Below are 26,561 nucleotides of genomic sequence, written 5' to 3'. Positions count from 1 at the left end.
CATACCGGCCCCGGGGACTATGCGAACGATGGGCGGGCTTTCTCAGGTATCGAACAACTGGCGCAGTTGTGCGGTGCCGGCCTTGCCCGCCTGGATCGCCAGCATCAACAGGATACGGGCCTTCCAGGGCGACAGGTCGCCGGCCAGTACTGCGCCGTGCTCGAGCATCAATTGCGACGAACCGGTAAAGCCGTAGCCCGCCCGCGTGCCGCCGCGCGGGATGCGCGTGGACAGGACCACCGGCACATCACGCTGCCGCGCCTGGAGTACCGCGTCGAACAAGGCTTCGTTCACATGGCCCGACGCCACGGCCTGCACCACGATACCGGCCGCGCCGTCTTGCAGCGCGGCGCGCAGGGCGGCGCCGCTGGCGCCCACGTACATCGGCACGATATCCACTTGCGGCAGCGACTGGGCCCGCAGGGGCACATGCAGCCGGCGGCAGCTGCGGCGATGGAAGGTGACCTTCTGCCGCACGATCGCCCCCAGGTAGCCCCATTCGCCCGACTGGAAAGTCTCGACGTCCAGCGTATGCGACTTGGTGGCCTCGCGCGCCGCGTTGATGTGGTCGTTCAACGCCACCATGACGCCCTGCCCGCGCGCCTGTTCCGAACGGCAGATCAACAGCGCGTTGTACAGGTTGCGCGGGCCGTCGAAATCGGGCTCCGATGCATTGCGCTGGGCGCCCGTCACCACGATGGGCTTGGGTGTGTCGACGGCCAGGTCCAGGAACCAGGCGGTTTCTTCCAGCGTGCTGGTGCCGTGGGTGACCACGATGCCGGCAATGTCGTCGCGCTGCGCCAGCGCTTGCACGCGCTGGTGGATGGCCACCCAATCCGGCAGGCTGATCTGCGGCGAGGCCACGCGCACGACGTCATGGATTTCCACTACGCCCACGTCGCCGTACGGCTTGAGCGACGCCATCAGGTCTGCTCCGGACAGCACCGGCATGGCCAGGCCGGTGGCCGGGTCGATACGCGACACGATGGTGCCGCCCGTGGTGATCAGGGCACATTTCTGCATGGCACGTGTTCCTGCTTAGTCCATCGAGATATTGGCGGCCTTCACCACCTGGGCCCACTTGTCGGTCTCGGCCTGGACGTAGGCCGCGAATTCTTGCGGGTTGCGCAGCACCGCCTGGCCGCCCAGGCCGCGCACGCGTTCCTGGATGGCGGGCTTTTGCAGGATGCGGTTCACGGCGGCCGAGAGTTTTTCCACGATGGCGGGCGGCGTGCCGGCGGGCGCGGCCAGGCCGTTCCATGACGTGACCTCGAAATCGGGCAGGCCGGCTTCGGCCATGGTGGGCACGTTGGGCAGTTCGGCCAGGCGGCTGCCATAGGCCACGGCCAGCGGGCGCATCTTGCCCGACTGCATCTGTTCCAGCACGCCCAGCGTGGTCATGAAACTGACCGAGACGTTGCCGGCGATGACATCGGTCATGGCCGGTGCGGTGCCCTTATAGGGCACGTGCAGCATATCGATGCCGGCACGCGACTTGAGCATTTCTCCCGCCAGGTGAGGCGAACCGCCCACGCCGGTGGAAGCATAGCTCAGTGCCGTGGGGTCGGCCTTGGCCGTCTTGATCAAGGCCTGCAGGCTATCGATCTGCAGCTTGGGCGATGCGACCAGCACGCTGGGCGACGCCATGAACTGGGCGATAGGCTGCAGATCTTTATTGGTGTCGTAGCCGATGTTCTTGTACACCGACATATTGGTGGCATTCTGGATGGTCAGCACCAGCAGCGTGTAGCCGTCGGGCTTGGACCGGATCACGTTCTCGGTGGCGATATTGCCGCCTGCGCCGGGCTTGTTCTCGACGATGAACGACTGCCCCAGCTCGCTGGACAGTTCGGTGGCGACCAGGCGCGCAATGACATCGGTGGCCCCGCCCGGCGAATAACCCACCACGATCTTGACGGGCCGCTGCGGATAATCGGCGGCCTCATCGGCCAGGGCGCCGCCGCCGGCCGCGGCCGCGACGGCCAGGCATGCGGCAAGACGCCGCCCCAGGCCGCACAGACGTTGATTGATCATCTTGTTCCCCTTGTTTCAGGATGACGTTTTACTGAAACGGAAGACTAGTGCAATATGAACACTTTCTTCCCGGGCGCCCACACGATTTTTCTTGATCAGGGTATGAACGAATCTTGATCAAGGCGCCCGTCTTACCCGGTCTGTGGCGATCTGCTTCGGTAGTGCCAGACCTGTTACCCCAAGGAGCCTACCCATGACTCAAGCAAGCGCCCGCCATATCCTGGTTTCCACCGAAGCGAAGTGCAATGAACTGAAGGCCGCCATCGAAGGCGGCGCCGACTTTGCCCAGGTGGCGCGCGAGAACTCCAGTTGCCCCTCTGGCCGCGATGGCGGCAACCTGGGCACTTTCAGCCCCGGGCAAATGGTGCCGGAATTCGACACCGTGGTGTTCAGCGCGCCGCTGAACCAGGTGCAAGGCCCGGTAAAGACCCAATTCGGATATCACCTGGTCGAAGTCACCGACCGCCAGGGCTGAGCTTGCCGGCCGGCGCGTGCCCACCACGCAGCGCCGGCCCGGTCCATCAAGACCCGGCGGGCCGGTTCTGGGCAATGCCCTGGTACTTCTGCGCTGCCTGCTTCAAATACACCCCGAACGCCGCGGGGCTGTCGCTGACTTTCACCTCTACCCCCTGCCCGCCCAACTGCTCGCGCAACGCCGGCTGCGCCAGCACCTTGCCGATGGCTTCGTGCAGCTGCGCCACGATGGCCGCGGGCGTGCCGGCCGGCGCCAGGATGGCGTTGAACGTGACATCTTCGTACCCCGGCAGTCCGGACTCGGCAATGGTGGGCACATCGGGCAGCAGTACCGAACGCGTGGCCGTTGTCACGGCCAATGCGCGCAGCTTGTTGGTGCCGATGTAGGGGCCCGACGTGCTGACCTGGTCGAACATCGTCATTACCTGCCCACCCACCACGTCGGTCAGCGCCTGGCCGTTGCCCTTGTAGGCCACGCCCAACAGCTCGATACCGGCCTGCCGGCTGAACAGCTCTGCGGCAATGTAGCCCGTCGAGCCTATGCCCGACGATGCGAAAGACACCTCGCCAGGATGGGCGCGGGCCCGCTCGATCAGTTCCTTGACTGTGCGCTGCGGCACCGAGGGATGCGCCACCAGCACCATGGGAATCTGGCAGGTCTGGGTGATGGGCGCGAAATCCTTCAGCGGGTCGTAGCCGGCATTGGGCACGAAGGCCGGCGCCGACACAAAGGTATTGGCCACCGCCAGCAGCGTATAGCCGTCGGGCTTGGCATGCGCGACATCGCGGGTGCCGATCAGCCCGCTGGCACCCGGCTTGTTCTCGACGATGACGGACTGCCCCAGTTCATCGGACAGGCCCTTCGCCAACAAGCGCGACACCAGATCCACAGTGCCGCCCGGCGCCAGGGGTACCACGATGCGTATCGGTTTCTCGGGATAGGCAGCCCGGGCCGGCAAGGGGCCGGCGATGCAGGCAGCGCCAACGGCCAGCGCCGCCAGCGCATATAAACGCATGTTCATGTCTCTCTCCGTGTTCTGGATATAGTGGGTGGTCAGAAGCCGTAGAGCCGCGCGGGGTTGTCTACCAGGATCCGCCGCGCGCGCTCGGCACTGCCGGCCCATTCCAGGCAACGTGCCAGCGCGCGGTGGTTGTCTTCCTGGCGGAATGGGGTAATGCCATCCACCGACAGCGGGCCGCCTGCGGCCGAGCCGGGATGCGGCCAATCGGACCCCCACAGCATGCGATCGGGGTTGGCATCGACCAGCGCGCGGGCCAAGGGTGCCGCATCGGCGTAATCCGCTACGCGCGAGATGCGATAAGGGGCCGACAGCTTCACATACACGCGGCCAGCGGCCACGGCGTCGAGCAGGCGGTCCAGCCCGACCTGTGCCAGGCCCAGGTGGGGTTGCGCCCGACCGAAATGATCGACCACCAGCGTGGTGGGCAGGTCGGGCAGGCTGTCGGCCAGGGCCGCAAAGGTGGCCAGGTTGGTATAGGTTTGCACATGCCAGCCCAGCGGCGCCACGCGCGCGGCGGCCTGCTGCAGCTTGCGCCGCGCCACCTGCGGGTCGTGCTCGCCCGAGGTTTCCAGATTGACGCGCACACCGCGCACGCCTGCCCGGTGCATGGCGGCCAGCGCCTCGTCTGTGGTTGTGGCGTCGATCACGGCCACGCCGCGGCCGGCATCGCCCAGCTGCGCCAATACATCCAGCAGGCAGCGGTTGTCGGTGCCATAGGGACTGGGCTGCACGATGACGCTGCGCGCGATGCCCAGGCCGCGATGCAGGGCGTCCAACTGCGCCAATGGCGCCTCGGCGGGGGTATAGGTGCGTGCCGGGTCGAAGCAATACTGCGACGTTGGGCCGAACACGTGCACATGGCAGTCGCAAGCGCCTGCGGGAATGTCGGAAGGCATGGAAGGCGGTCTCGGGTAAGCGGTCGAAGGACGGATCAGCTGGCGTACGACGGGTAGCCGCCGGGCTCGGCATCCAGCAGGCGCAACATGGCGTGCCATTCCAGTTCACCGTAAGGCCTGCGTGTGCCGGGCTGGTATAGATGGGCCGATCGATCCAGCACGGCGGTCTCGGGCATCAGCACCTGGTCGAACCCGCCCGCCATGGCATCGACCTGCGTGCGGCAGGCCATCTCCAACTGGTACACCAGGTTGAACGCCTGCGCGATAGAGGCGCCGCATACCAGCAAGCCGTGGTTGCGCAGGATCATCGCGTTATGTGGCCCCAGGTCGGCCACCAGCCGTTCCTGCTCGCCCAGGTCGACCGCAGGCCCCTCGAACGCGTGGTAGGCGATGTGGCCATGGAAACGCGATGCCGTCTGCGTAATGGGCAGCAGGCCCTCCCGCATGGCGGACACGGCCATGCCCGCGCGGGTGTGGGTATGGATGACGCAGTGCACATCTGCACGGGCGCGGTGGATGCAGCCATGAATGACATAGCCTGACTTGTTGATGCCGTAGTCGGTATCGGGCTTGCGGCAGATGTTGCCGTCGTAGTCGATCTCGACCAGGCTGGACGCCGTGATCTCTTTGTACAGCAGGCCATACAGGTTGATCAGCAGGCGATTGGGCTTGCCCGGGATCTGGGCGGTGATGTGGTTGTAGATCATGTCGGTCATGCCGTAGCGGTCCATCAGCCGGTAGCACGCCGCCAGGTCTTTGCGCGCCTGCCATTCGGCGGCGTCGACCTGGTCTTGCAGCGACGGAAACTGGGTGTTGTATCGGGTATTCACCTGGGTACTCCTCGTCAGGCATAATAAAAACTAATCAATGGGGAATTGGTATCGCCGCGGCAACGCGCGCGAGCCTGCCTGTTTGGCCTGTTTGCATGAATCCACAACTGCCGCCGTTGAACCCGCTGCGCGTATTCGAGAGCTCAGCCCGCCACCTGAGCTTTACCCGCGCCGCGCAGGAACTGCACATCACACAGGGCGCGGTCAGCCACCAGATCAAGGCGCTGGAAGCGTGGCTGGGTTTCACCCTGTTCGAGCGGCGCGCGCGCCAACTGCAGCTGACCCGCGGCGGCGAACTGTATGCCGCGGCGCTCAGCGGGGCCTTCGCGCAGATCGTGCGCGCTACGCAAGACCTGGTATCGACGGGCGCCAAACAGGTGCTGACGGTGCGCGGCCACACCACCTTGTTCTTGCGCTGGCTGATTCCGCTGCTGCCGGCATTCCAGTCCGACCATCCCGACATCAACGTGCGGCTGGCCGCCAGCGTGGAAGGCGTCGACTTCAAGCGCGATAACGCCGATGTGGGCATCGTGTATGGCGACGGCCCCTGGGATGGGTTGCGCAACGACCTGTTGTTCAGCGACGAGCTGACGCCGGTGATGGCGCCCGAACTGGCGGCTCGCCTGCCACGCCCCTGTACCACCGAGGTGCTGCTGGAACTGCCCCTGCTGCATTCGAACCGGCGGCCGCAGCATTGGCCCGACTGGATCAGGCTGGCGGGCGGCTCGCGAGGATTGGCGGTAGGAGACATGTATTACGAAGACCTCAGCGTGATCTATCAATGTGCGGCGGAAGGCTTGGGCGTGGCGCTGGGCCAGTTGCGCTACCTGGAAAAAGACCTGGCCCAGGGCCGGCTGGTGGCACCCCATCCATTGGTGTTGCGGCGCCGGCGCGGCTACCATCTGGTGTGCCCCGAGGCACGCGCCGACGACGGCAAGGTCGTGTGCTTTCGCAAATGGCTGCTGGCCCGCGCTACTGTGCCCGTATCCCTCGATCCTGGATGATCTTGCCCCACTTGGCCCGCTCGTCGCGAATCAACTGGCCGAAGGCTTCGGGCGTGGTACCGGCCGGCACCGCACCCATGTCGGCCAGGCGCTCGCGCACGGCGGGTTCCTGCAATACCTTGCGCACCGCCGCGTTCAGTTTGGCGATGCGTTCGGCGGGCGTACCCGCTGGCGCGACCAGGCCGAACCAGTTGGCAAAGTTGTAGCCCGGCACCCCCGCTTCGGCCAGGGTGGGCACCTTGGGCAGCAGCGGCGAACGATGGTCGGCCAGCACGGCCAAGGCGCGCAGCTTGCCATCCTGGATATGGGGCAAGGCCTGCACCAGGCTGTCGAAGGTCAGCGATACCTGTCCGCCGAGCAAGTCGGTGAAACTGGGACCGCTGCCCTTGTACGGGATATGCGTCAGTTGCACGCCAGCCATATCGTTGAACAGCTCGCCCGCCAGATGCGGAGCGCCACCCACGCCTGACGATGAATAGTTGATCTGCCCGGGTTCTCGCTTGGCCAGGGCGATCAAGTCCTTTACGTTGTGCACCGGCAGCTTGGGGTTGGCAATCAGCACGAAGTTCACATCGACCACGTTGGAAATGGGCGCCAGGTCGGTGACGGGATCCACGTCCATCTTGTACAGGTGCGGGTTGATCGACAGATTGCCCAGCGTGGCCATGAAGATGGTGTAGCCGTCGGCCGGCGAGCGCGCGGCGATCTCGGTGCCGATGACCCCGCCGGCGCCGCCGCGATTGTCGACGATGACCTGCTGGCCCCACAGGGCGGTCAGCCGTTCTGCGATCAGCCGCGCCACGATGTCGGTGCCACCCCCGGCGGGAAACGCCACGATCATGCGCACGGGCTTGCCAGGAAAGACGTCATCAGCCCGCGCGGCCAGCGTACAGGTGGCAACCGAGACGGCCAGCGCCACCTGGCCTGCCAGCAGCAGCCAGGCGCGGCAGCCGGCTCTCATGCCTGTTCCTCTGCCTGGGTGGCAAGGAATGCCTTGGCCGAATCTTCATCCAGCAAGGGATACACGTCGAAGTGGGCCGGGATGATGTCGGACCATTCGTTCATATACCGGTGCAGCGTCAGATTCGAATCGACATCGAACAGGGCCACTGCCCCGCGCCCGGCCCGGGCGTACACCGACTTGGCCTGGCCCGTTTGCAGCAGCGGACGCATCCAGTCCCAGTAGCGGCTGCGCGAATCGATGAGCGTGGTGGGGCGTTCGGGCCGGGGGGTGCTGATAACGAGAAATAGCATGGGTGTCTCCTGCCTTGGTTTTTCGAAATGGTAGGAGCACCCTGCGGTTTGATACAGCGACGATATCTCACGTATTCATTAGAAAAAATAATCCTGCCGCTACGGTGCTCCGCTGGCGGCGGCGGGCTGGACCCGGCTGGCATCCCGCGCCGCCTGGCGGCGCTTGACGGCCTGCGCCTGCTTGCCCAGCAGGCGCACCACCACCGCGGCGAACAAGATCCCGTAGGGAATCGCATAGACGGCATCCATCGGGATGCGCATGAAATACGAATAGCAGAACACCGCGGCAATCACCCACATGCCGGTGGTGTGCAGGCGTTTCCATGCCGCGGGGCCGATCAGGCGGGCCGGCCCCTGGAACGAGGTCAGGGCCATCAATATGATGAATACATACCCTATCGTTCCCGGTGTATTGGCGATCCAGCTACGGCCTGGCCAGAATTCGAGGTTCAACTGCCCATAGGTGTATATGACGATGGCGTGCACCAGGTGCGAGAACGCGAAACCCAGCCCGATATAGCGGCGCTGGCGCACCAGGCCGCGCGTGAATCCCGACGGGATCAGCACCGCCAGCGCAGAGGCCACGAATGCCGTAAGGAAAAGTACGAATGACGTGCGCGCGGTAACGCGTATGGCGCTTCGGACGCTGTCGGCCTGGTCGGGATAAAGCTGCATGGCGCCCAGCGTGAAGGCCAGCACCGCCAGGGCGATCAGGCCGAACAGCTGCCAGCCGCGCGAACAGGGAAAAGAAGTCTCGGTATTCATGGGTTGGCTCCAGGGAAGATTGCGGGACCACGCAGGGCAGGTTCGGCAGGATGTGCCAGCGCGAGCACGCGTTCGGCTACCAGGCTGTGCAGCAGTTGCGCGCCTGCCGCGATGAACGCGTCCAGGTCGGGCGCGGCCGCTTCGTAGCCCATTTCCTGCAATAGCGCACGGCCGGTGGTGCCGGGGTACTGGGCAATGCGCTGCAACAGATGCCATGCCAGTGGACTGAGTTCGGAAAACCGCACGATGTCGTCCGGATCGCGGCGCACCAGCAACAGCGTGGGCGCCTGGGAAGGCTGGCCGGGCTGGTATTGCGGGCCGATGCGATGCACCGGCCAGGCATAGGCCAAGGGCCAGGCCAGTGGCGACAGGCGCAGGCAATGGTCCAACGGCACGGCCTGGCCAGCGGGTTCGAAGGGTTCGGCATCGCGCTGCATCAGCACCATTTCCACCCACTCGTAATGCGCCAGCTCGACCATGAACGGGCGCCAGCAGGCTGCCGGAATGGCCTGGGCATCCAGCCCTGCCAGGAACGCCAGGAACTCGCCGGCGATCTCGCCGAAACGCGGGGTGTGCGAACGATGGTCGCGCAGGAATCGCTGCACCAGCAGGCTCCAGTGTTGCGGGCCCAGCAGCGACACCAGTACGGGAAAGGTGCCGCCCAGCATCGATGTCAGGTTGGCGGGGATCAGTTCGCGATAGACGCGGACCCGCGCGGCTTTCATGCAGGCCGGTGGCGGATGCCGCAACGGGTCGCGCAGGTGCCGGGTCAGCGCCCGCTGTTGGTCGTGCAAAGACGGCAGGCTAGGCACGACTGGCCTCTTGCGTATCGGCCAGCGCCTGCTGCTGCAGTTCGCGTATCAGGCCCAGTTCGGCAACCAGCTCGGCATAGGGCGGGAAATTGAAATCGCGCTCCAGCACAGTGGGCTGCACGCCGAAGCGCGCATGGGCATGCCGCAGCAGCGACCACACGGCCGGTTTGACGGCGGCGCCGTGGGTATCGATCTTCAGGTCTTCGGCCTGATCGTAATGGCCCGCGACGTGATAGCCCGCCACGCGGCCGGGCATCAAGCGGTCCAGGAATTCGTGCGGGTCGAAGCGATGGTTCACCGCATTCACGTAGACGTTGTTCACGTCCAGCAGCAGGTCGCAATCGGCCTCTTGCAGCACCGCATTGACGAACGCGGCCTCGTCCATATCCTGGCGCGGCGCGGCATAGTAGGACACGTTTTCCACGGCCAGCCGTCGTTCCAGGATGTCTTGCGCCCGCCGGATGCGCGCAGCGACGTGATGCACGGCTTCTTCGGTGAACGGCAGGGGCAGCAGGTCGTACAGGTGCGCGTCGTCGGTGCAATAGCTCAGGTGTTCGCTATATACCGGCACATGATGGTGATCCAGGAACACCCGGATATCGCGCAACAGGGCTTCGTCCAGCGGCGCGGTTCCCCCCAGCGACAGCGACAGGCCGTGGCAGTAGATGGGATAGCGTTCGGCCAGGCGGCGCAGCGCCCTGCCATGCGCGCCGCCGACGTCCAACCAATTCTCGGGGGCCAGTTCCAGGAAATCGAAATCGCCCGCCGGCGCGGCCTGCAGGGGCTGGAGCAGCGCACGGCGCAGGCCCAGCCCGGCCTGGGCGCGCACCTGGGGTTCGGATGGATGCACTGCGGGTTGCAGCATCGGGATACCTTTGCGGAAGAGCTTGCCAAGGCAGCCGGCGCTGCGGTCAGCCTTGGCGGGGAAAAGATCAATCGGGAATCTTGCTGAACAAGCCCTTGGGCATCGGTTTGCCATGGGCGGCGTAAGTGACGCGCAAGTATTCGTGGGCTTCCAGCTCAGAGATTCTTCCGTCGCCATCGGTATCGAGCTTGGCGAACTGGTCGGCGCGGGTCGGAGCTACTTTCAAGAACTCGGCGCGCGAGACGAAGCCGTCGCCGTCGGCATCGGTCTTGGCAAATGAAGCGTCACCGCATTTTCCCTCGCCGCACTTGCCTTCCCCGCACTTGCCCTCGGCCTCGGTGCTCTTGGCGCTGCCGCTGCCGGCCGTGGTGGCTACATCGCCACCGCACTTGCCTTCGCCGCACTTTCCTTCGGCGGGCTGGGCATCGCCGGCCGCGACCAGGTAGCCTTGCGCCAGTGGCTGCATGGCGAATGCGCTGCCGCTCAGCAGCACGCTGCCGGCCAACACGGCACCGATCATGCCCAGGGCGGTCTTGCGGGGGGACGTGGTAATGCTAGACATAGACTTCTCCATTGATGCACGGCAACGTGCGTGTTGTGTGCCACACCATGTGGCGGTTGAATAAACTCATTCGTTCATCGGGGCCGCAGGGCCGCCAACAGCACGGCCAAGCCGGCGGTAAACAGGGCGGCGCCGACCCACGGCAGCAGCAACGCCAGTGGCAACCCCAGCAGTACCAGCGTCGCGCTCCAGCCCCAGGGGCCGCTTGCCATACCGGCTTGCAGGCGGTGGCGGCCGATGAGCTGGTCCAGGCTGAAACGCCCGGCACCGTTGAGCATCAGTGGCAACAGCATCACCAGGTACAGCAGCGGCAGTTTGTAATTGCCGAAACCCTTGTTGGTGATGGCGTAGCCTTGCCACAACTCGCCCAGGCTGGCCCAAGCACCCGGCCAGTGCACGGCGTAAGTGGCCACGATGCTCAGTACCCACAACGAGTAAGCGGCCAGGCGCGTGCCCAGGCCCAGCAGCAGCGCCAGGCTGCCCAGCAACTCGAACCAGGTCGCCAGCGACCAGTTCAGGTTGGCGCCCAGCACCGAAAAGGGCCAGGGAAAGCGGTCGTCCAACTGGGCGAACCAGTTGGCCCCCTGCAACTTCTCGCGGCCGGACTCGAAGAATTCCCAAGCCAGGATCAGGCGCAAGCCCAGCGGGGCCAACCAGTGGCCCACGCTATCGAGCGGCGCCGGCGTCAGTCGGGCGGGCGTGGGCATTACTTGGCTGCCACGCTGCGGTTGGCCTGCTGCTGCGCCAGCGTCTGCCGATAGGCGTCAAGCTTGCCGCGATACTCGGCGCTGTAGACATCGGGGGTCTGGTTGCCGCGCCAGGCGTCGGCCAGGCCGGCCGCGCGCCATGCCGCCAGGTCGGCCTGGACCTGGGCCCGCGACAGCGTCGAGGCCTGGGCCTGCTGCGCCTGCCCTTGATATGCCGCGAGCTTGTTGCGGTACGCAGTGCTGTAGAAGTCGGGCGTCTGCTCGCCACGCCCTTCATCGGCCAAGCCGGCCGCACGCCATGCCGCCAGGTCGGCCTGGACGACGGCACGGCTCAAGGTGGAATGCGTCGGCGGCACGTAGGTTTCTTCATCGGCCTGGGCGGCGGTACCGGCGGCCAGGGTGGACAGGGCGATGGCGATAAGGGCGAATTGCTTTTTCATGGTCGGTCTCGATAAAAAGAGGTTGAAGTGAAGGCAATACAAAGTGCGGCTTGAACCGGCTGGACCTCACGTCTGTCGTGCTGTCCATGGATGTCATTACAAGGGGCTGGCGTATCCGGGGCATGTCGCGAAACAGGGGGTTTGAGAGCACAACGTATCTGCGGCGGGCGCAGATACAGTGCGAAAAAAATCAGCCAGGCTGCGCCAGCAGGCGCTGGATCTCGGCCTCGGTTTCCTGGTAGTTGCCTTCGCCGAAATGCCGGTACGCGATGCGCCCTTGCTTATCTATCAAGTAGGCCGCGGGCCAATACTGGTTGCGGTAGGCATCCCAGGTGGCATAGCGGTTGTCTTGCGCGACCGGATACTTGATGCCCAGGCGGTCCAGCGCCTTGAGCACATTGCTCGTGGAACGCTCGAAGGCGAACTCGGGCGTATGCACGCCCACCACCACCAGCCCCTGGTCTTTGTACGCCTGGTGCCAACGGGTCACGTAGGGCAGCGTGCGGATGCAGTTGATGCAGGTGTAGGTCCAGAAATCCACCAGCACGACTTTGCCGCGCAGCGACTGCAGGGTCAGCGGTTCGCTGTTGAGCCATTTCTCGATACCGGTGAACTCGGGCGCGGCAACGGGGGCAGGCTGGGGCGCGGCCTGCGCGGCGGAAACAAACAACAAGGAAACGGCGGCGAATGATTTCAGCGTGGCAAACATTGATGAGGTCCTTGCAAGTCAAAGGAACAGGTTGGCGATCCAGGCATAGGCCAGGATGTCGTACTGGAAATGGATGGCCAGGGCGGTCAGCACCAGCAGCAGCCCGAAACCCTGCTGCAGGCGGTGGGTATGGCGGGTCACCCAGCCCACGTGGCTGGCGATGGCCTTGCCGCCGTAGGCGATGGCCAGCATGGGAATGCCGGCGCCAATGGCGTAAATCATCAACAGGGTGCTGGACTGCCCGACGTTCTGGGCCTTGGCCGCCAGCACCAGGATCGAGGCCAGCACCGGCCCGGCGCACGGTGTCCACACCGCACCCAGCGACAAGCCAAGCAGGAAACCGCCCGCATTGCCGTTGCCGGCCTTGCCCGACAGCAGCGCCACGCGCTGCAGCGGCCCGCCGATCCGGGCAATCAGCCAGTCGTACGGCCGCGGCCAGATGCGCGCCAGGCCGAACAGGACCAGCAGGGCAATCGAGGTCGAGCGCACGGCCTGGTGCACCGATTCGTTCAGGTTCGACAGCAGGCTCAGGGCGATGCCCAGGCCCGCAAAGGCCGTCACGAACCCCGTCACCACGAACAAGGGGCGCAGGCGGGTCGAACGTTCGACGGAGCTGCCCAGCAATATGGGCAGCAGCGGCAGCACGCAAGGCGAGGCGATCGTCAACACGCCTGCCAGGAGCGCGATGGGGGCATTGATTAGGTCCATGGCGGTTCTTCCGTTATCAGGAAGCGCCATTCCACCCGCGCCACGTATCCGCTCTGTGCCGCGAATACATCAATTTTTCAAGGTCTTGTATCGCCTGCGGCGGCATACACAGTACGACACACAAGGGGCTCCCGGCCCGGTTTGCATTGGCTAAAATTCGCCCCGTAGCAAGGTGCCGCCAGCCGGCGGCCGCCGACCCCTTATGAAGGCAGCCACAGATGGATCAAGCCGATCACATCATGATCGTTGACGACGATCGGGAAATCCGGGAACTGGCCGGCAATTTCTTGAAGAAGAACGGGCTGGAAGTCACGTTCGCCGCCGACGGCAGGCAAATGCGCTCGCTGCTCGAAAGCATGACGGTCGACCTGATCGTGCTGGACATCATGATGCCGGGCGACGACGGCCTGGTGCTTTGCCGGGAATTGCGCAGCGGCAAGCACCGCAAGATTCCGGTGGTACTGCTGACCGCGCGCAGCGACGACATGGACCGCGTCATCGGCCTGGAAATGGGCGCCGACGATTACCTGGTGAAGCCTTTCGTGGCGCGAGAGCTGTTGGCGCGCATCAAGGCGGTGCTGCGCCGCACGCGCATGCTGCCCCCCAATTTCCAGGTAACCGAACCGGGCCGGCAGATCAAGTTCGGCGACTGGCGGCTGGACACCACCGCGCGCCACCTGCTGGATACGCAAGACACCGTCGTGTCGCTAAGCGGTGCCGAATACAGGCTGCTGCGCGTCTTCCTGGACCATCCGCAGCGCGTACTGAACCGCGACCAGTTGCTGAACCTGACGCAAGGGCGCGACGCCGACATGTTCGGGCGTTCGATCGACCTGCTGGTCAGCCGCCTGCGCCAACGGTTGCGCGAAGATGCCCGCGAACCCATGTACATCAAGACCGTGCGCAGCGAAGGCTACGTGTTCTCGGCCGCCGTCGAAGTGCTGGAAGCGTAATACCCGCCCCTATGTCTCTATTCCGCCTGAAGATATGGCCACGCAAGCTGGTCACCCGCCTGTTCCTGATCTTCCTGGTGGGACTGGTGCTGGCCCACACCTTGTCGTTCGCGCTGCTGTTCTACGAACGCTACGACGCTACCAAGTCGATGATGCTGGGCGACCTTGAGCGCGACGTGGCCATCGCCATCGACATCCTCGACCGCTTGCCGGCCGATGAACGCGCCGACTGGCTGGCCCGCTTGTCCAGCGGGCACCGGCAGTACATCCTGGGGCCGGGCACGGCGGACCAGCCCTTGCGCCTGGAGGCGGCGCGCACGGCTGCCCAATACATTGAATATGCCTTGCACGATTCCCGTCCCGTGGTGTTCCACGCCATGGCGAACAACGACCGCCATATCCAGGCCCGCGTCACGCTCAGCGACGGCAGCCCGGTGGTGCTGGACATCCACCTGACCATGCCACCCATGGCCGTATGGCTACCCGTGGTGCTGAGCATGCAACTGATATTGCTGGTGGCCTGCGCCTGGATGGCGGTGCGGCTGGCGGTGCAACCCCTGACCCGGCTGGCCCGGGCCGCCGATAGCCTGGACCCCAACCAGGCCGCCCCGCGCCTGGATGAACAAGGCCCGGCCGAAGTGGCCCACGCCGCCACCGCGTTCAACGCCATGCAAGACCGCATCGCCAGCTACCTGAAAGAACGGATGCAGTTGCTGGGCGCTATCTCGCACGACCTGCAGACGCCCATTACGCGGATGAAGCTGCGCGCCGAGTTCATGGACGAATCCACCGACAAAACCAAACTGACCCAGGACCTGGGCGAAGTCGAGCGGCTGGTGCGCGAAGGCATCGAATATGCGCGCAGTGCGCACGGCACCGAGGAAAAACCCGTACGCATCGACCTGAACGACTTCCTGGACAGCCTGGTGTGCGACTACCAGGACACCGGCCAACAGGTCAACCTGTCGGGCCGGCATGGGCAGCCGATACTGACCCGCCCCCATGCGCTGCGGCGCGTGCTGGGCAACCTGATCGACAACGCGCTGAAGTTCTCGGGCGCGGCCGAGGTCAGCGTCCGGGCACACGCGGGGCAAGGCGTCTCTGTGTTCGTGCAGGACCGCGGCCCGGGCATCCCCCGGGCGGAACTGGATGCCGTGCTGCAACCCTTCTATCGAGTGGAAAGCTCGCGCAACCGCGATACGGGCGGCACCGGCCTGGGGCTGGCCATCGCCCAGCAACTGACGTCCGCCCTGGGCGGCAACCTGGTGCTGAGCAACCGCGAAGGGGGGGGCCTGTCGGTAGAGGTGCGGATGCCCGCCGGACACATGGCGGGCTGAGTGTTCGACGGCTGGCGTGATTCTGGAACATGGTCCGGTTGCCGGCATCGAAATAGCTTTCCGCGGCCGCCCCTTCGGCCAGCACCATGCCGTACTGTTCCAGCTCGATGTGGTAGTACTCGATTTCCTCGACCGAAGTGTCTTGCGTGATGTTGACGCCATTCACCAGCAGTTCGGCCGCGATCAGGTAGCCATCGACGTGCAACTGGTGAGCGGGGGATATCCGCAGTTCACGCCGGGGCAGGTTCTCTTCCAGGGCGTCCTTCTGCACCACCACCGGATAGGCCTTGTGACGACGGTCGGCCGGAATGTAGCGAAAGCGCAGCCGCGCCGAAAGGACAAAGCCCGCCGAAGTTTCACGACACGGTCGGCCGAATGACAATAAAAGTTACCATGTGTTGACAAACGCTTCGTCATTCATGTCTATGGGGATCCGAGTGATATCCTCGATTCACTTTTCCGTACGCTGGCGGGCGGCATGATGCGTTGTTGCTCCCGCCGGCATCTGATCGATGGGAATATCGCCATGAAGAAAGCCATTGCCACCGCCATGTGCCTGTTTCTTGGGAGCGTCGGCGCCGTCCATGCGCAGCAAAGCTCGGTGCCCCGGATCCACCATTCCCAACTGGAACCCCTGGATACCGACAAGAGCGGGGCCGTCAGCAAGGGGGAATACCAGACCTTCATGGGTCAGGCCTTCGCCCAACTCGACGCCAATAGCGACAAGCGCCTGAGCCAGAACGAGCTGTCGAGCGTGGTGAGCCAGGAACAGATCGTGGCGATGGACACCAGCCGGGACGGCAGCGTGGACCAGGCCGAGTTCATGAACCAGGTCATGACCGATTTCTCCACCTCGGACAGCGACGGCGACGGCCAGCTTCCCCTCAAGCCTTAGCGCCCGACACGCTCGCCGGTCGGCTTGGCCCCGGTCGCACAGGCCTGCGGCAAAGCCGGCAAGGCGCCGCCCGCCTCCGGGACAAGGCCGCAGGCCGGCCGACGCACCGGCCTGTCGTGTCTTGCTTTAATCTCCAGTTTCAGCGAGCGCCTCCTTCAGGCGCTCTTCCACGTTGTCCCATCCTGGTGTTCCGCCATGACCCGAAAACTCACCAGCCTGGACATCGCGCGGCTGGCAGGCGTATCGCAAAGCACGGTATCGCGCGTGTTGCGCCAGTTGCCGAACGTGGATGACGATACCCGCGAGCACGTGCTGCGGGTCATACGCAAGCACCGCTACACGCCGAATGCGGCGGCGCGCAGCATGAAGACCAACCGCAGCGGCAACGTGGCGGTGGTGGTGGCGAATCTGGACAACCCGCTATACCCCGCCCTGCTGCATCACCTGGTCGAGCAACTGGCGGGGCACGGCTTGCGCGCCACGGTGTGGGAGCCCGCCGCGGGGCTGGATGCCGAGACGGCCCGCGCCATTGCCGAAAGCCCGGTGGACGGCGTGATTTTCGCCACGGCGGTGGATGCCGCCCGGCTGGAACACGAAGTCATCGCGCAGGCCAAGCCCGTCATTCTGATGAACCGCAGCCTGTCCTCCGCATCGTTCGATGCCGTGGTCAGCGACAACCATGCCGGCGGCGCGATGGTGGCCAGGTTCTTCGCGCGTTCGGGCAGGCGCAATATCGGCCTGATCTCGGGGCATTCGCCGGCCAGCACTATCACCGAACGCAAGCGCGGCTTCATGCGTGAAGTGGCCCGGCACAAAGGTGCAATGCAGTGCTGGACGTCAGAACTCGAATTCGATGCGTTTACCTACGCGAACGGCTATCGCGCCGCGCGCGAGCTGCTGGCGCGTCAGCCGGCCATCGACGCCCTGTTCTGCAGCAACGACATCCTGGCCATCGGCGCGCAAGACGGCGCGCGGGCCGCGGACCGCCAGGTGCCCGCCGACCTGTGGGTGGTGGGCTACGACGACATCCCAATGGCCGGTTGGGACGCCATCGGCCTGACCACAGTGCGCCAGCCGCTGGAAACCATGACCGCGCTGGCCGTCGAACGCCTCGTCCAGCGCATTGCCCAGCCCGGCCTGGCCCCACATACCATCAAGCTGCCCAATGAACTGATCCTGCGCGGCTCCACGGCCACCGCCGGTGCTCAGCCAGCCAGCATTGCCCTGAACGTCACGTAAGACCCCCAGATCGCCAACAGCGTCAGCAACACCAGCACCACGGTGTGGAGCTTGTTGCCGGCCAGGTCGCCCATGAGATCCTTGCGGTTGACCAGCACGATCAGGCCGATCGACACCAGCGGCATCAACACGATCTGCGCGGCATTCACGAATACCGTCAGCCAGATGAACCCCGGCATGCCCGGGACAGCCCAGGCCAGCGGCAGGATCGCCACCAGGAAGTACGCGGCCCGGAACAGTGGATCCTTGGTGGGCGTATCGCGGTATTGTTCCTTGCGCGCCGGCGCGACACAGTACAGGCATTCCATCGCCATCTTGGGAAACCCATGGGCGTAGCCGATAACAGAACTGAAGCAGGCGCACAGCACGCCCAGGTAGATGATGATCTCGCCGGCCCGGCCGGCCACCTGCCCCAGCAAGTGGGCCAGGTCGTTGAAGTTCTCGATGGTGATGCCGCGCGGATGCAGCACTTCCGCCCCCATCACCCAGACCGCCAGGTCCAGCACGATAATGACGAAAATGCCGAACAGCAGATCGTAGCGCTGCACGCGCCGGTGCTCGGGCCGGATATAGCCCTTTTCTTTCATGAAGGTGGGGTACAGCAGATTGGCCAGCGAGCCCCCCACGGCGCCGATCAGCGACACCACGATGATGATGGCGCCGAATGCGCCGACCTGGCTGGGCGTTTCGAACGCGAAGGTGCCCCGCACGATGGCGCCCACGTCGGGCTCGGCCATGATGGCGCCGCCCACCAGGCTGGCCGCCAGCACCACCAGGATCAGTTTCTCGACGTTCTCGAGATAGCGATAGACCGCCTTGCCCGTGATGACCACGGCCAAGATCACCGTGAACACGCTCCACAGCAGCACCGATCCGCGCTCACCGGCAAGGTGATACAACGCTTCGCCCGAACCGCGGATCGTGTACGACTCGTAGAAATGGCCCAGCACGATCCCGCCGACGCCCAGCAGGACGGGATAGTACTTCCACACCTGCGCATAGCCTTCGAAAATCGTATGCCCACGCGCGTTCATCAATTGGTAGTTGGCGATGATGCTGACCAGGAAATAGCGCACCAGCAGCGCCAGGGCCAGCCCCCACATCAAGGCATAGCCATAGTGCGCGCCCGCCAGGGCGTTGTCGACCAGGTCGCCCGCGCCCAGCCAGGTCAGCACCAGCACGATACCCGGCCCGAACGATTTCACGTATCCCCAGAACGAATCGGGAATCGCTGCGCCCATCTCGGAAGGCGGGCCGGCGGGACGGGCGTTGATGGAAGGCTGCCGTACTGCCGTTGGATCTGCACTCATGCTTGTCTCTTCCCATGTCGTTATGAATTCTGTGCAGCGCTGGCGGCGCGGTGTCGTCCCGCGCCGGGTCTTTCGATGCAGCGTGTCAGGCGGTGGCAGGCTCGAGGTCCAGCGTCGTGGTGCGGCGCAGTTCGCGCCGGTATTTCTTGTCGTCGAAACGGGTCCCGCGGTGCATGGTGGCCCGGTTGTCCCAGATCACGAAATCGCCCGGGCGCCAATCGTGGCTGTAGACCCGTTCGCGGCACGTGGCGTGCTCGGTCAGGTCGCGCAGCAATGCGCGCCCTTCGGGCACGGGCCAGTCGACGATGTGCGCGGCATGCGAGGCCAGGTACAGCGAACGGCGCCCGGTATTGGGATTGGTGCGCACCAGCGGATGCACGGCGCCGGGCAATTTGTGCTGTTCTTCTTCCGAGAATTCGAAGCCCAGCACGTGGCGCGAATACACGATGGAATGAAAGGCGCGCAGCGGTTCGATCAAGGCCTTGGTTTCGTCATCCAGCATGTCGTAGGCACTGTACATGTCGGCGTATTCGGTATCGGCCCGCACGGGCGGCACCACCTTGCACGACAGCATCGAATAGCGGCCGGCCGGGTCCTGGAACGACGCATCCGTATGCCAAAGGCGGTTGCTTAGCGAGCTGACGCGGCGCTTGTCGTTCTCGTGCAGCAGTTCGCCCTGGTTATCGAGGTTGGAAATGTCCGTCAGGGCATCGCTGCCGAAGCGGTTTTTCTCCAGCACCGACAGCGAGGTCTTGGTATGCAGCACGCCGTCGAAGCGCTGCGAGAATTCCAGTTGTTCTTCGTTGTCGAGCGGCTGGTCATGGAAGACCAGCACCCCGTACCGGTCCATGCCGGCGCGCAGTTGCGCCAGCTCGTCTTCGTCGGCGCGGCGCAGGTCGACGCCCGAGACCTCGCCAACGAAACAGGGGTGGAGTTGCGTGATCGAGAGTGCCATGGAGTCTCCTGCGTTTTCTGATTGATAGCGACCAGCCAGCTCGATGACTACGTAATCATTATTGAAATCACCATGGCGCCATGTCAATGAGGAAGATTGCTACCGATTGATTCCGGAAAGGCCTGTCCCGCCCCTACAATCGCTGTCAACGACGATCCTCTCTTGCGAGGCCTCATGGACGTAGATGTGGCGTTACCCGTCAATCGCGACGTGTTTGTGCATATACGCATCATCCTCGGCATGGTGCTGGGGTTGAGCCTGACCCGCCTGGTGAGTGGAATGGCGCGTTTCGTGCAGCATCCCCGGCGCGGGCAGGTCTACCCGATCCATATCGGCTGGGTCGTCTTCATGCTGCTGTCCCTGGTGCATTTCTGGTGGTTCGAGTTCGGCCTGTCGACCCTGCGCCACTGGACGTTCGAGATCTACCTGTTTCTCATCCTGTACACCATTGTGTTCGCGATGCTGTCGGTGTTGCTGTTTCCCGACCAGATCGACGACTACAAAGGGTATGCGGACTACTTCCAGTCGCGCCGCCGATGGTTTTATTCGTTCCTGGCGATGATTTTCGTACTGGATGTGATCGACACGTGGATCAAGGGGCCCGAGCATTTTCACGCGCTGGGGCTGGAGTATCCCATTCGCCAGGCCGTGTTCGCGCTGTGTTCGCTGGTGGCGGTCTTCACCCCCAGCCAGCGTTTCCAGGCGGTTTTCGTGACAGTGGGGGTGGTGTACCAAGCAACCTGGATTTTTCGGCAGTTCAACGTGCTGAACTAAGGAAAAGGCCTGGCTGTACATTATGACATCATGATGTCATAATGCCGCCCATGCCAATCCAGCTCGCCGATTCCCTGCCCCTTTATGCCCGCATGGAGCAGACGCTTGCCACCGAAATCGCCGCCGGCGAGCTTGCGCCGGGCGACCGCCTGCCGGCCGAGGACGCCCTTGCCGCCCGCTTCGGCGTCAGCCGCATCACGGTACGCAAGGCGGTGGAAGGCCTGGTCGCCCGCGGCATGCTGGAAATCCGCCGCGGCAAAGGCACTTATGTCCTGCAACCCAAGATTCGCCAGGAACTGACCGAGCTCAGCGGCTTTGTGGAAGACATGCAGGCGCTAGGCCGCACACCCACGGCGCGACTGCTGGACAAGCGCGTGGTGGCGGCCGGCAAAGACGTCGCCGCCCGGTTGGGCCTGCCAGTGGGAACGCGGGTCTACCGCATCGAACGCGTGCGGCTGGCCGACGGCCTGCCGGTCTCGTTCGACGAAACCTATCTGCCCTTCGAGATTGGCCGCAAAGTGGTCAAGCACGACCTGGAAGCCGAACCGATTTTCACGCTGCTGGAAGAAAAATACGGCCTGCCGCTGGTCGAGGCCGAATATCAGCTGGAAGCCGTGGCCTGCGACCCCCACGTCGCCCAGGGGCTGTCGATTGCGCCAGGCAGCCCCGTGTTCCGCATCGAACGCACGTCGTACTCGCTGGACGACCGGCCGGTGGACTACGAACGGCTGTACTACCGCGGCGACCTGATCCGCTTCGTGACCCGCCTGGCGCGCCGTCCCATGGCCGCCCGGCGCAAGACTGCCCGGGGCGGCTGATGGACCTGCCCTATTCCCTGGGCCTGTTCGCGGCCGCGTTCGGCGCCAGCGCGCTGGGCGGCGTGCTGGGCATGGCCAGCGGCATCTTCATCGTGCCCGCGCTGACCCTGTGGGCGGGGGTCGACCTGCGCATCGCCATCGCCGCCAGCCTCGTCTCGGTGATCGCCTGTTCCTGCAGCAGTGCCGCCCCCTTCTTGAAGCACCGGCTGACCAACATCCGCCTGGCACTGGTACTAGAGGTAGCCACCACGCTGGGGGCCCTGACAGGCGTCTTCCTGATCGGGCTCGTACCGGCGGCTTATCTGTACGGGCTGTTCGCCGTGGTGCTGGCGGTGTCCGCCCGGCAAATGATGGCCCGCCGCACGGATCCGGTGGACAGCGCGGCAGACGGGCTGGCAACCGCGCTGCGCCTGCATGCCAGCTACCCGGACCACGCGTCGGGGCGCCAGGTGGCCTACCAGGTCAGCCGGGTACCCATGGGCTTGTCGCTGATGTACGGGGCAGGCCTGATCTCGGCCCTGCTGGGCATCGGCAGCGGCGTCCTGAAGATTCCCGCCATGGATACGGCGCTGCGCCTGCCGATCAAGGTGTCATCGGCCACCTCGAATTTCATGATCGGCGTAACGGCGGCGGCCAGCGCGGGCGCCTACTTCATGCACGGCGACATCGACGTGGCCATTACCGGGCCGGTGACGCTGGGTTCGGTGGCCGGGGCCCTGCTGGGGGCGCGCCTGCTGATGGGCCTGCCGGCCGACAAGCTGCGGTTGTTCTTCGTGGTGGTGCTGGCGATCCTGGCGATACAGATGCTGGGCAGTGCATTCGGCGTGCAATGGGCCAGCCCGGCATGAACCGGCCGGACCCCACCCAATGGCGCGAGCGCCGCATTGCCGCGCTGCTGCGCCATGGCACCTGGATCGCGTCGGGCTTGATCGCCGTCGGCCTGCTGGCCCAATGGCTATGGGACGCGCCGCCCTTGAGCCTGGCCACGGTCCAGGCCGGCATCGTGGTGTTCATTGCCCTGCCGGTACTGCGCGTGGCACTGATGCTGGGCATGTTCCTGCATGAGCGCGACTATTTATACAGTGCGCTGGCAGTGGCGGTGCTGGCGATCATCGGTGCCGGGTTCGCGGCGGGCATGCTGGCCTGAGCGCAGCCGGGGCTTCCTGGCGATGCCGATGCTGCTAGTATTTACCGCAACAAGGAGACCGCATGCCCACCCGCGAAGACTGCCTGCACGCCGATCGCAACGACCCCCTGGCGCCATTGAAACAGCAGTTCGAATTGCCGCCCGGTGTCATCTACATGGACGGAAATTCGCTGGGTGTGCTGCCCCGCACGGCGGCGGCGCGCAGTGCCGCCGTCATCGGCCAGGAATGGGGCAACGGCCTGATCCGCAGCTGGAACACCGCCGGCTGGTTCGACCTGCCCGCGCGCCTGGGCGACAAGCTGGGGCAACTGATCGGCGCCGGCCCTGGCCAGGTGGTGGTCACCGACACCACATCGCTGAACATATTCAAGGCCCTGGCGGCCGCCCTGCGCATCCAGCAGCACGCTGCGCCGCAGCGGCGGGTGATCGTGTCCGAACGCGACAACTTCCCCACCGATCTGTACATGATCCAGGGCATGATCGACCTGCTGCAGCAAGGCTACGAAATGCGCCTGGTCGACGAACACCTGCCCCTGGAACAGGCGCTGGACGACTCGGTGGTGGTGCTGCTGCTGTCGCACGTGAACTACCGCACCGGCTATATGTACGACATGGCCGCCGTAACCGCGCAGGCCCATGCACGGGGCGCGCTGGCCATCTGGGACCTGGCGCACGCCGCTGGCGCGGTACCGGTGGACCTGGCCGGCGCCGACGCCGATTTTGCGGTGGGCTGCACGTACAAGTACCTGAACGCGGGCCCGGGCGCCCCGGCCTACATCTGGGTGGCGCCCCGCCATACGGCCGATTTCTGGCAACCGCTGTCGGGCTGGTGGGGACACCAGCGGCCCTTCGACATGGCGGTCGCCTACGAACCGGCCGGCGGCATCCGCCGCTATCTGTGTGGCACGCAACCCATCGTGTCGCTTGCCCTGGTGGAATGCGGGCTGGATATCAGCCTGGCGGCCGATATGAACGAAGTGCGCAAGAAATCGCTGGCCCTGGGCGACCTGTTCATCGACCTTGTGGAAAGCCGCTGCGCGGGCCACCCCCTGACACTGGTCACGCCGCGCGAACATGCCTGGCGCGGCAGCCACGTCAGCATCCGCCATCCCGACGGCTACGCGGTCATGCAGGCCCTGATCGCACGCGGCGTCATAGGCGACTATCGGGAACCCGAGGTGCTGCGCTTCGGCCTGACGCCACTGTACCTGGGTTATGCCGACGTCTGGGATGCCGTCGACATCCTGAAAGACGTGCTGGAAAGCGCCGTGTGGAAACAGCCTGAATTCTCGCAACGCGGCGCCGTGACCTGACGGCCGCGGCAATTGCGGCTGCAGTCGTGGTGGCCCCCAACAGGGGGAATTCGGATATTTCGACAAAAGTTTCAGAGATTTCATAGCAAAGGCCCGCCAGGACCTTCCTAGACTGTCGATGCTATCCGCCGCCCCATATCGGTACGCAGCAAAGCCCCTCTTCCTTTTCTTTTCTGGTAATGCCGAGCAAAGACAAGCTTGACGCCGAAACCCTAGCCCCCGTCCATTCCCAGAAATTTCCCCAGCGCGCACCCCATCATTGCCGCAGCCTGGTTGCCGTGATCGGCTCGGGCATCCCGTTGCACCCGGCGGCGGCGCGGCCGTTGCCGCTGCCGGCTTCACCCTGGTGGCTGGGCCCGCCGTCCAGCATGTTCCTGCTGGCCATCGTGGGCGTGCTGGCGTGTGTGGTGCTGCTGCTGTGCTGCCTGGCACGCCGCCAGCAGCAAATGCTGAAGGCCGCCAAAACGGTGGCCCTGCTGCAGGCCAGGTCGCTGGATGCCATCCCCATGCCGGTATACATACGGAGCAGGAACCTGAGGCTGGTGGCCTGCAACGCCGCGTATTCGCACGCCTGCGGCGAGCCGCACGAGATGCTGCGCAATGCGTCGGTCGAGGCCTGCATGCGGTTGCTGGGCGTGGACACCGCGCTCCTCGACATGCTGAAGCGAGACTACCGGCATGTCATGCGCAGCGGCGAACTCGTCACGTCCGAGTACCCTGCGGTCGTGCGAGGGCAGCAACTGAACTGGCGGCACTGGATTGCACCGATGCGCAACGAATCGGGTGAAATCGTCGGCATCGCGGCGGGATGGCAAGACGTGACCGACTACCACAACACCCAGAACCAACTGGCCGACGCACGCGATCGCGCCGAAGCCGCGAACCGCGCCAAATCCACGTTCCTGGCGTCCATCAGCCATGATATCCGCACGCCCATGAATGCGGTCATGGGCATGCTGGAACTGACCTTGCTGCAACCGACGCTGCCTCGCACGGCGCGGCAGAACCTGACAACCGCCCTGCAATCCGCCAAGTCGCTGCTGGCACTGATCGGCGACCTGCTGGACCTGGCCCGCATCGAAGCCGGCAAGCTGCACCTGCGCCCCGGCCCCACGGCCCTGCGCGATCTGGTGCACGAAGTGGCGGGCGTGTTCGCCCCGATAGCGACGGGCAATGGCATCAGGGTCCATGTGCGCGTACGAACCGCAGTGGCGGCAATGCACCGCGCCGATCCGCTGCGGCTGAAACAGATATTGAACAACCTGGTGTCCAACGCCGTGCGCTTCACGCGGCAAGGCCGGATAGATATAGACCTGCGCGCCATGCCGCAGGAAAGCGGCTTCCAGTGGGTGGAGTTTTCTGTCCGCGACACCGGCCTGGGCATTCCCGCGCACGCCCTGCCCACGTTGCTGGATCCCTTCGTGCAGACCCATCCTGAATTCGACCATCGCGGCACCGGGCTGGGGTTGTCGATTTGCAGGCGGCTGGTCGGCGCGATGGGCGGCTCGATACGCATCAAGAGCGAAGTCGGCCAGGGCACACTGGTGGCCGTACGCTTGCCGCTACCCGTGGCCACCTCTACCGGCCTGTGCCTGGCAGGCACGGCCAGCAGCCGCAGGCCGCCGATCGCGGCAGCCGACGCGTCGCGCCTGCCCATCCTGGTCGTGGACGACCAGCCCGGCAACCGCCAACTGCTGCGCCACCAGTTGGAAAAGCTTGGCCACGTCGTGGTGTGCGCCGAAGACGGCGTTCGGGCCCTGGAAGAGATAGGCAGGCAGGCGTACAAGCTGGTCATTTGCGACTGCAATATGCCGCGCATGGACGGCTACGCGTTCGTCGGGCGGCTACGCGCGCAGCCTGGCGCCAATAGCCGGATTCCGGTGCTGGCGTACACGGCCGGCATCCAGGCGGAAGACCAGCGGCGGGCAAGCGCCGCGGGCATCAATGCCGTGCTGACCAAGCCCGTAGGCATGGCCGACCTGCGCATGGCCCTGGATGCCCACTTGCAGGCCCCCGGCCTTAGCCGATAAGAGCGGCCAATGCGTCCGACAAGCGTTGCACGGCCGGTTGGTAGATGGCGGCCAGCGCGCGCAGCGGCTCGGCATGACGTTGTTGCGCCAGCACTTCCATGCGCTGGCTGAGCTTGGCCAGCGATACGGCGCCGGTCATGTGGGCCGTGCTCTTGATGCGATGCGCGTAGCTTTGCGCGGTGCCCCAGTGCTGGGCGTCGCATGCCTGGCGAAGACCGTGCAGGTCGGATTGATTGGTGGCAAGCAGGGTATCCAGCAACTGGGCCGTGGCCACCGTATCGCCATCGACCAGGCTGCTGACGCGCAGGCCTATGGCGCGGCATTCTTCGGCCAGGGGCAGCACCAGGTTCGCCCCGGCCAGGGCAGCGGCCACGGCCGTTTCGCAGATCGGCTCGGAAAGGTGGGTTCCGGGTGGCGGCGTATTTGAAGCAACGGCCCCCGCCGTCAGGCAAACGGCGCTGGCCAGGCCGGCTTGGCGCCACTGATCGACGCTGGGCGCGGCTTGCCCCGGTTCTAGCCTGGCGATGGCCAGGATGTGGTTGTGCTGGCCGGGGACCACATCGCGCAAGCTGCCGACCTCATGCACGGCCAGGCTCAGCCATGACAGCATGCCGGCCAGGCCGCTATCGGCAGCCCAGCCCGGCCAACGAGAAACGACCAGGGCGCTATGCATACAGGCGGGGATCAGCGTGGCGGTAGTACGGCACG

General features: G+C 65.1%; 30 protein-coding genes and 1 pseudogene. 12 read left to right on the top strand and 19 right to left on the bottom strand.

Annotated features, from left to right (window positions below; translation table 11 throughout):
* Positions 1-42: 42 nt before the first annotated feature.
* Positions 43-1,023 carry an asparaginase gene (locus tag KW845_RS09175; protein WP_218368926.1) on the bottom strand — a complete coding sequence of 327 codons (981 nt, stop codon included), beginning with the start codon at positions 1,021-1,023 and terminating at the stop codon, positions 43-45.
* Positions 1,024-1,038: 15 nt separating this feature from the next.
* Entirely contained in the window at positions 1,039-2,034 is a 996-nt protein-coding gene (locus KW845_RS09170) for a tripartite tricarboxylate transporter substrate binding protein (protein WP_218368925.1), read from the bottom strand.
* Between the two features lie 193 nt (positions 2,035-2,227).
* Here KW845_RS09170 and KW845_RS09165 point away from each other — a divergent pair, with 193 nt between their 5' ends.
* Complete coding sequence (locus KW845_RS09165; protein ID WP_218368924.1) at positions 2,228-2,509, top strand: peptidylprolyl isomerase; 282 nt, start codon at positions 2,228-2,230, stop codon at positions 2,507-2,509.
* Positions 2,510-2,555: 46 nt separating this feature from the next.
* Here the strand turns inward: KW845_RS09165 and KW845_RS09160 are convergent, their stop codons facing one another.
* From KW845_RS09160 to KW845_RS09150, 3 genes are read right to left on the bottom strand one after another with little or no spacing between them, the layout of a single operon-like run.
* Positions 2,556-3,530: a tripartite tricarboxylate transporter substrate binding protein gene (locus KW845_RS09160; protein ID WP_218368923.1), complete on the bottom strand. Its 975-nt coding sequence runs from the start codon at positions 3,528-3,530 to the stop codon at positions 2,556-2,558.
* A 32-nt stretch (positions 3,531-3,562) separates the two neighbouring features.
* Positions 3,563-4,426 (bottom strand): amidohydrolase family protein, encoded by an 864-nt coding sequence (locus KW845_RS09155; protein WP_255592512.1) that lies wholly within the window; start codon positions 4,424-4,426, stop codon positions 3,563-3,565.
* A 35-nt stretch (positions 4,427-4,461) separates the two neighbouring features.
* Entirely contained in the window at positions 4,462-5,256 is a 795-nt protein-coding gene (locus KW845_RS09150) for a class II aldolase/adducin family protein (protein ID WP_218368922.1), read from the bottom strand.
* Between the two features lie 95 nt (positions 5,257-5,351).
* Here KW845_RS09150 and gcvA point away from each other — a divergent pair, with 95 nt between their 5' ends.
* Positions 5,352-6,260, top strand: coding sequence for a transcriptional regulator GcvA (gene gcvA / locus KW845_RS09145; protein WP_218368921.1), 909 nt, complete (start codon positions 5,352-5,354; stop codon positions 6,258-6,260).
* Here gcvA and KW845_RS09140 read toward each other — a convergent pair.
* The 10 genes from KW845_RS09140 to KW845_RS09095 all read right to left on the bottom strand — a co-directional run bounded on the left by KW845_RS09140 (position 6,229) and on the right by KW845_RS09095 (position 13,082).
* A complete protein-coding gene (locus KW845_RS09140; protein WP_218368920.1) occupies positions 6,229-7,221 on the bottom strand; it encodes a tripartite tricarboxylate transporter substrate binding protein in 993 nt (330 codons plus the stop codon). The genes gcvA and KW845_RS09140 overlap by 32 nt on opposite strands.
* The gene (locus tag KW845_RS09135; protein ID WP_218368919.1) at positions 7,218-7,514 is read right to left on the bottom strand and encodes a DUF3303 domain-containing protein; all 297 of its coding nucleotides are present in this window, start codon (positions 7,512-7,514) and stop codon (positions 7,218-7,220) included. The genes KW845_RS09140 and KW845_RS09135 overlap by 4 nt, the downstream gene beginning before the upstream one ends.
* Positions 7,515-7,613: 99 nt before the next feature.
* Complete coding sequence (locus KW845_RS09130) at positions 7,614-8,279, bottom strand: ferric reductase-like transmembrane domain-containing protein (protein WP_218368918.1); 666 nt, start codon at positions 8,277-8,279, stop codon at positions 7,614-7,616.
* The gene (locus KW845_RS09125) at positions 8,276-9,091 is read right to left on the bottom strand and encodes a putative DNA-binding domain-containing protein (RefSeq protein ID WP_218368917.1); all 816 of its coding nucleotides are present in this window, start codon (positions 9,089-9,091) and stop codon (positions 8,276-8,278) included. Before KW845_RS09125 ends, KW845_RS09130 begins: the two co-directional genes overlap by 4 nt.
* Positions 9,084-9,956, bottom strand: coding sequence for a DUF692 domain-containing protein (locus KW845_RS09120; RefSeq protein ID WP_218368916.1), 873 nt, complete (start codon positions 9,954-9,956; stop codon positions 9,084-9,086). The genes KW845_RS09125 and KW845_RS09120 overlap by 8 nt, the downstream gene beginning before the upstream one ends.
* Before the next feature lie 67 nt (positions 9,957-10,023).
* The gene (locus KW845_RS09115; protein ID WP_218368915.1) at positions 10,024-10,518 is read right to left on the bottom strand and encodes an EF-hand domain-containing protein; all 495 of its coding nucleotides are present in this window, start codon (positions 10,516-10,518) and stop codon (positions 10,024-10,026) included.
* A 74-nt stretch (positions 10,519-10,592) separates the two neighbouring features.
* A complete protein-coding gene (locus tag KW845_RS09110; RefSeq protein WP_218368914.1) occupies positions 10,593-11,225 on the bottom strand; it encodes a DoxX family membrane protein in 633 nt (210 codons plus the stop codon).
* Entirely contained in the window at positions 11,225-11,665 is a 441-nt protein-coding gene (locus tag KW845_RS09105) for a DUF4148 domain-containing protein (protein ID WP_218368913.1), read from the bottom strand. Before KW845_RS09105 ends, KW845_RS09110 begins: the two co-directional genes overlap by 1 nt.
* A gap of 190 nt (positions 11,666-11,855) precedes the next feature.
* Positions 11,856-12,374, bottom strand: coding sequence for a thioredoxin family protein (locus KW845_RS09100; RefSeq protein ID WP_218368912.1), 519 nt, complete (start codon positions 12,372-12,374; stop codon positions 11,856-11,858).
* A gap of 18 nt (positions 12,375-12,392) precedes the next feature.
* Entirely contained in the window at positions 12,393-13,082 is a 690-nt protein-coding gene (locus tag KW845_RS09095) for a cytochrome c biogenesis CcdA family protein (protein ID WP_218368911.1), read from the bottom strand.
* 218 nt (positions 13,083-13,300) lie between these two features.
* Here KW845_RS09095 and KW845_RS09090 point away from each other — a divergent pair, with 218 nt between their 5' ends.
* Together KW845_RS09090 and KW845_RS09085 are read left to right on the top strand one after the other, a co-directional pair.
* Positions 13,301-14,035: a response regulator gene (locus KW845_RS09090; protein ID WP_218368910.1), complete on the top strand. Its 735-nt coding sequence runs from the start codon at positions 13,301-13,303 to the stop codon at positions 14,033-14,035.
* An 11-nt stretch (positions 14,036-14,046) separates the two neighbouring features.
* Complete coding sequence (locus tag KW845_RS09085; protein ID WP_218368909.1) at positions 14,047-15,372, top strand: ATP-binding protein; 1,326 nt, start codon at positions 14,047-14,049, stop codon at positions 15,370-15,372.
* A 103-nt stretch (positions 15,373-15,475) separates the two neighbouring features.
* On the opposite strand, the pseudogene KW845_RS29715 reads toward KW845_RS09085, so the two are convergent.
* Positions 15,476-15,643 (bottom strand): annotated as a pseudogene (locus KW845_RS29715) (Hint domain-containing protein); the annotation flags it as partial.
* A 255-nt stretch (positions 15,644-15,898) separates the two neighbouring features.
* On the opposite strand from KW845_RS29715, the gene KW845_RS09075 reads away from it, so the two are divergent.
* Both KW845_RS09075 and KW845_RS09070 read left to right on the top strand, forming a co-directional pair.
* Complete coding sequence (locus tag KW845_RS09075; protein WP_218368908.1) at positions 15,899-16,267, top strand: EF-hand domain-containing protein; 369 nt, start codon at positions 15,899-15,901, stop codon at positions 16,265-16,267.
* A 195-nt stretch (positions 16,268-16,462) separates the two neighbouring features.
* Entirely contained in the window at positions 16,463-17,506 is a 1,044-nt protein-coding gene (locus KW845_RS09070; protein WP_218368907.1) for a LacI family DNA-binding transcriptional regulator, read from the top strand.
* Here the strand turns inward: KW845_RS09070 and KW845_RS09065 are convergent.
* Both KW845_RS09065 and KW845_RS09060 read right to left on the bottom strand, forming a co-directional pair.
* The gene (locus tag KW845_RS09065) at positions 17,473-18,816 is read right to left on the bottom strand and encodes an Nramp family divalent metal transporter (RefSeq protein WP_218368906.1); all 1,344 of its coding nucleotides are present in this window, start codon (positions 18,814-18,816) and stop codon (positions 17,473-17,475) included. The two genes, KW845_RS09070 and KW845_RS09065, sit on opposite strands and share 34 nt — an antisense overlap.
* 85 nt (positions 18,817-18,901) lie before the next feature.
* Positions 18,902-19,771: a TauD/TfdA family dioxygenase gene (locus KW845_RS09060; protein WP_218368905.1), complete on the bottom strand. Its 870-nt coding sequence runs from the start codon at positions 19,769-19,771 to the stop codon at positions 18,902-18,904.
* Between the two features lie 174 nt (positions 19,772-19,945).
* Here KW845_RS09060 and KW845_RS09055 point away from each other — a divergent pair, with 174 nt between their 5' ends.
* The 6 genes from KW845_RS09055 (at position 19,946) to KW845_RS09030 (ending at position 25,853) form a co-directional block, all read left to right on the top strand.
* Complete coding sequence (locus KW845_RS09055) at positions 19,946-20,545, top strand: hypothetical protein (RefSeq protein WP_218368904.1); 600 nt, start codon at positions 19,946-19,948, stop codon at positions 20,543-20,545.
* A gap of 50 nt (positions 20,546-20,595) precedes the next feature.
* A complete protein-coding gene (locus KW845_RS09050) occupies positions 20,596-21,363 on the top strand; it encodes a GntR family transcriptional regulator (RefSeq protein WP_218368903.1) in 768 nt (255 codons plus the stop codon).
* Positions 21,363-22,211, top strand: coding sequence for a sulfite exporter TauE/SafE family protein (locus tag KW845_RS09045; RefSeq protein WP_218368902.1), 849 nt, complete (start codon positions 21,363-21,365; stop codon positions 22,209-22,211). The genes KW845_RS09050 and KW845_RS09045 overlap by 1 nt, the downstream gene beginning before the upstream one ends.
* Positions 22,208-22,510: a DUF1634 domain-containing protein gene (locus KW845_RS09040; RefSeq protein ID WP_218368901.1), complete on the top strand. Its 303-nt coding sequence runs from the start codon at positions 22,208-22,210 to the stop codon at positions 22,508-22,510. The genes KW845_RS09045 and KW845_RS09040 overlap by 4 nt, the downstream gene beginning before the upstream one ends.
* 62 nt (positions 22,511-22,572) lie before the next feature.
* Positions 22,573-23,823, top strand: a complete 1,251-nt coding sequence (gene kynU / locus KW845_RS09035) for a kynureninase (protein WP_218368900.1) — start codon at positions 22,573-22,575, stop codon at positions 23,821-23,823.
* 179 nt (positions 23,824-24,002) lie between these two features.
* Complete coding sequence (locus KW845_RS09030) at positions 24,003-25,853, top strand: ATP-binding protein (protein ID WP_218368899.1); 1,851 nt, start codon at positions 24,003-24,005, stop codon at positions 25,851-25,853.
* On the opposite strand, the gene KW845_RS09025 is transcribed toward KW845_RS09030, so the two are convergent.
* A complete protein-coding gene (locus tag KW845_RS09025) occupies positions 25,843-26,526 on the bottom strand; it encodes an Hpt domain-containing protein (protein WP_218368898.1) in 684 nt (227 codons plus the stop codon). The genes KW845_RS09030 and KW845_RS09025 overlap by 11 nt on opposite strands.
* Positions 26,527-26,561 lie beyond the last annotated feature (35 nt).

Origin of the sequence: Bordetella sp. BOR01 (assembly GCF_019218885.1) — a bacterium.
Lineage (GTDB): Bacteria > Pseudomonadota > Gammaproteobacteria > Burkholderiales > Burkholderiaceae_B > Bordetella_A.
The sequence above is the reverse complement of the archived record's forward strand: the minus strand, read 5'-3'. Positions and strand labels throughout refer to the sequence as shown.

Coding starts and splice junctions, on each gene's coding strand:
- KW845_RS09175 (WP_218368926.1), bottom strand. CDS start 1,023: ATGCAGAAATGTGCCCTGATCACCACGGGCGGCACCATCGTGTCGCGT.
- KW845_RS09170 (WP_218368925.1), bottom strand. CDS start 2,034: ATGATCAATCAACGTCTGTGCGGCCTGGGGCGGCGTCTTGCCGCATGC.
- KW845_RS09165 (WP_218368924.1), top strand. CDS start 2,228: ATGACTCAAGCAAGCGCCCGCCATATCCTGGTTTCCACCGAAGCGAAG.
- KW845_RS09160 (WP_218368923.1), bottom strand. CDS start 3,530: ATGAACATGCGTTTATATGCGCTGGCGGCGCTGGCCGTTGGCGCTGCC.
- KW845_RS09155 (WP_255592512.1), bottom strand. CDS start 4,426: ATGCCTTCCGACATTCCCGCAGGCGCTTGCGACTGCCATGTGCACGTG.
- gcvA (WP_218368921.1), top strand. CDS start 5,352: ATGAATCCACAACTGCCGCCGTTGAACCCGCTGCGCGTATTCGAGAGC.
- KW845_RS09140 (WP_218368920.1), bottom strand. CDS start 7,221: ATGAGAGCCGGCTGCCGCGCCTGGCTGCTGCTGGCAGGCCAGGTGGCG.
- KW845_RS09135 (WP_218368919.1), bottom strand. CDS start 7,514: ATGCTATTTCTCGTTATCAGCACCCCCCGGCCCGAACGCCCCACCACG.
- KW845_RS09130 (WP_218368918.1), bottom strand. CDS start 8,279: ATGAATACCGAGACTTCTTTTCCCTGTTCGCGCGGCTGGCAGCTGTTC.
- KW845_RS09120 (WP_218368916.1), bottom strand. CDS start 9,956: ATGCTGCAACCCGCAGTGCATCCATCCGAACCCCAGGTGCGCGCCCAG.
- KW845_RS09115 (WP_218368915.1), bottom strand. CDS start 10,518: ATGTCTAGCATTACCACGTCCCCCCGCAAGACCGCCCTGGGCATGATC.
- KW845_RS09110 (WP_218368914.1), bottom strand. CDS start 11,225: ATGCCCACGCCCGCCCGACTGACGCCGGCGCCGCTCGATAGCGTGGGC.
- KW845_RS09105 (WP_218368913.1), bottom strand. CDS start 11,665: ATGAAAAAGCAATTCGCCCTTATCGCCATCGCCCTGTCCACCCTGGCC.
- KW845_RS09100 (WP_218368912.1), bottom strand. CDS start 12,374: ATGTTTGCCACGCTGAAATCATTCGCCGCCGTTTCCTTGTTGTTTGTT.
- KW845_RS09095 (WP_218368911.1), bottom strand. CDS start 13,082: ATGGACCTAATCAATGCCCCCATCGCGCTCCTGGCAGGCGTGTTGACG.
- KW845_RS09090 (WP_218368910.1), top strand. CDS start 13,301: ATGGATCAAGCCGATCACATCATGATCGTTGACGACGATCGGGAAATC.
- KW845_RS09085 (WP_218368909.1), top strand. CDS start 14,047: ATGTCTCTATTCCGCCTGAAGATATGGCCACGCAAGCTGGTCACCCGC.
- KW845_RS09075 (WP_218368908.1), top strand. CDS start 15,899: ATGAAGAAAGCCATTGCCACCGCCATGTGCCTGTTTCTTGGGAGCGTC.
- KW845_RS09070 (WP_218368907.1), top strand. CDS start 16,463: ATGACCCGAAAACTCACCAGCCTGGACATCGCGCGGCTGGCAGGCGTA.
- KW845_RS09065 (WP_218368906.1), bottom strand. CDS start 18,816: ATGAGTGCAGATCCAACGGCAGTACGGCAGCCTTCCATCAACGCCCGT.
- KW845_RS09060 (WP_218368905.1), bottom strand. CDS start 19,771: ATGGCACTCTCGATCACGCAACTCCACCCCTGTTTCGTTGGCGAGGTC.
- KW845_RS09055 (WP_218368904.1), top strand. CDS start 19,946: ATGGACGTAGATGTGGCGTTACCCGTCAATCGCGACGTGTTTGTGCAT.
- KW845_RS09050 (WP_218368903.1), top strand. CDS start 20,596: ATGCCAATCCAGCTCGCCGATTCCCTGCCCCTTTATGCCCGCATGGAG.
- KW845_RS09045 (WP_218368902.1), top strand. CDS start 21,363: ATGGACCTGCCCTATTCCCTGGGCCTGTTCGCGGCCGCGTTCGGCGCC.
- KW845_RS09040 (WP_218368901.1), top strand. CDS start 22,208: ATGAACCGGCCGGACCCCACCCAATGGCGCGAGCGCCGCATTGCCGCG.
- kynU (WP_218368900.1), top strand. CDS start 22,573: ATGCCCACCCGCGAAGACTGCCTGCACGCCGATCGCAACGACCCCCTG.
- KW845_RS09030 (WP_218368899.1), top strand. CDS start 24,003: ATGCCGAGCAAAGACAAGCTTGACGCCGAAACCCTAGCCCCCGTCCAT.
- KW845_RS09025 (WP_218368898.1), bottom strand. CDS start 26,526: ATGCATAGCGCCCTGGTCGTTTCTCGTTGGCCGGGCTGGGCTGCCGAT.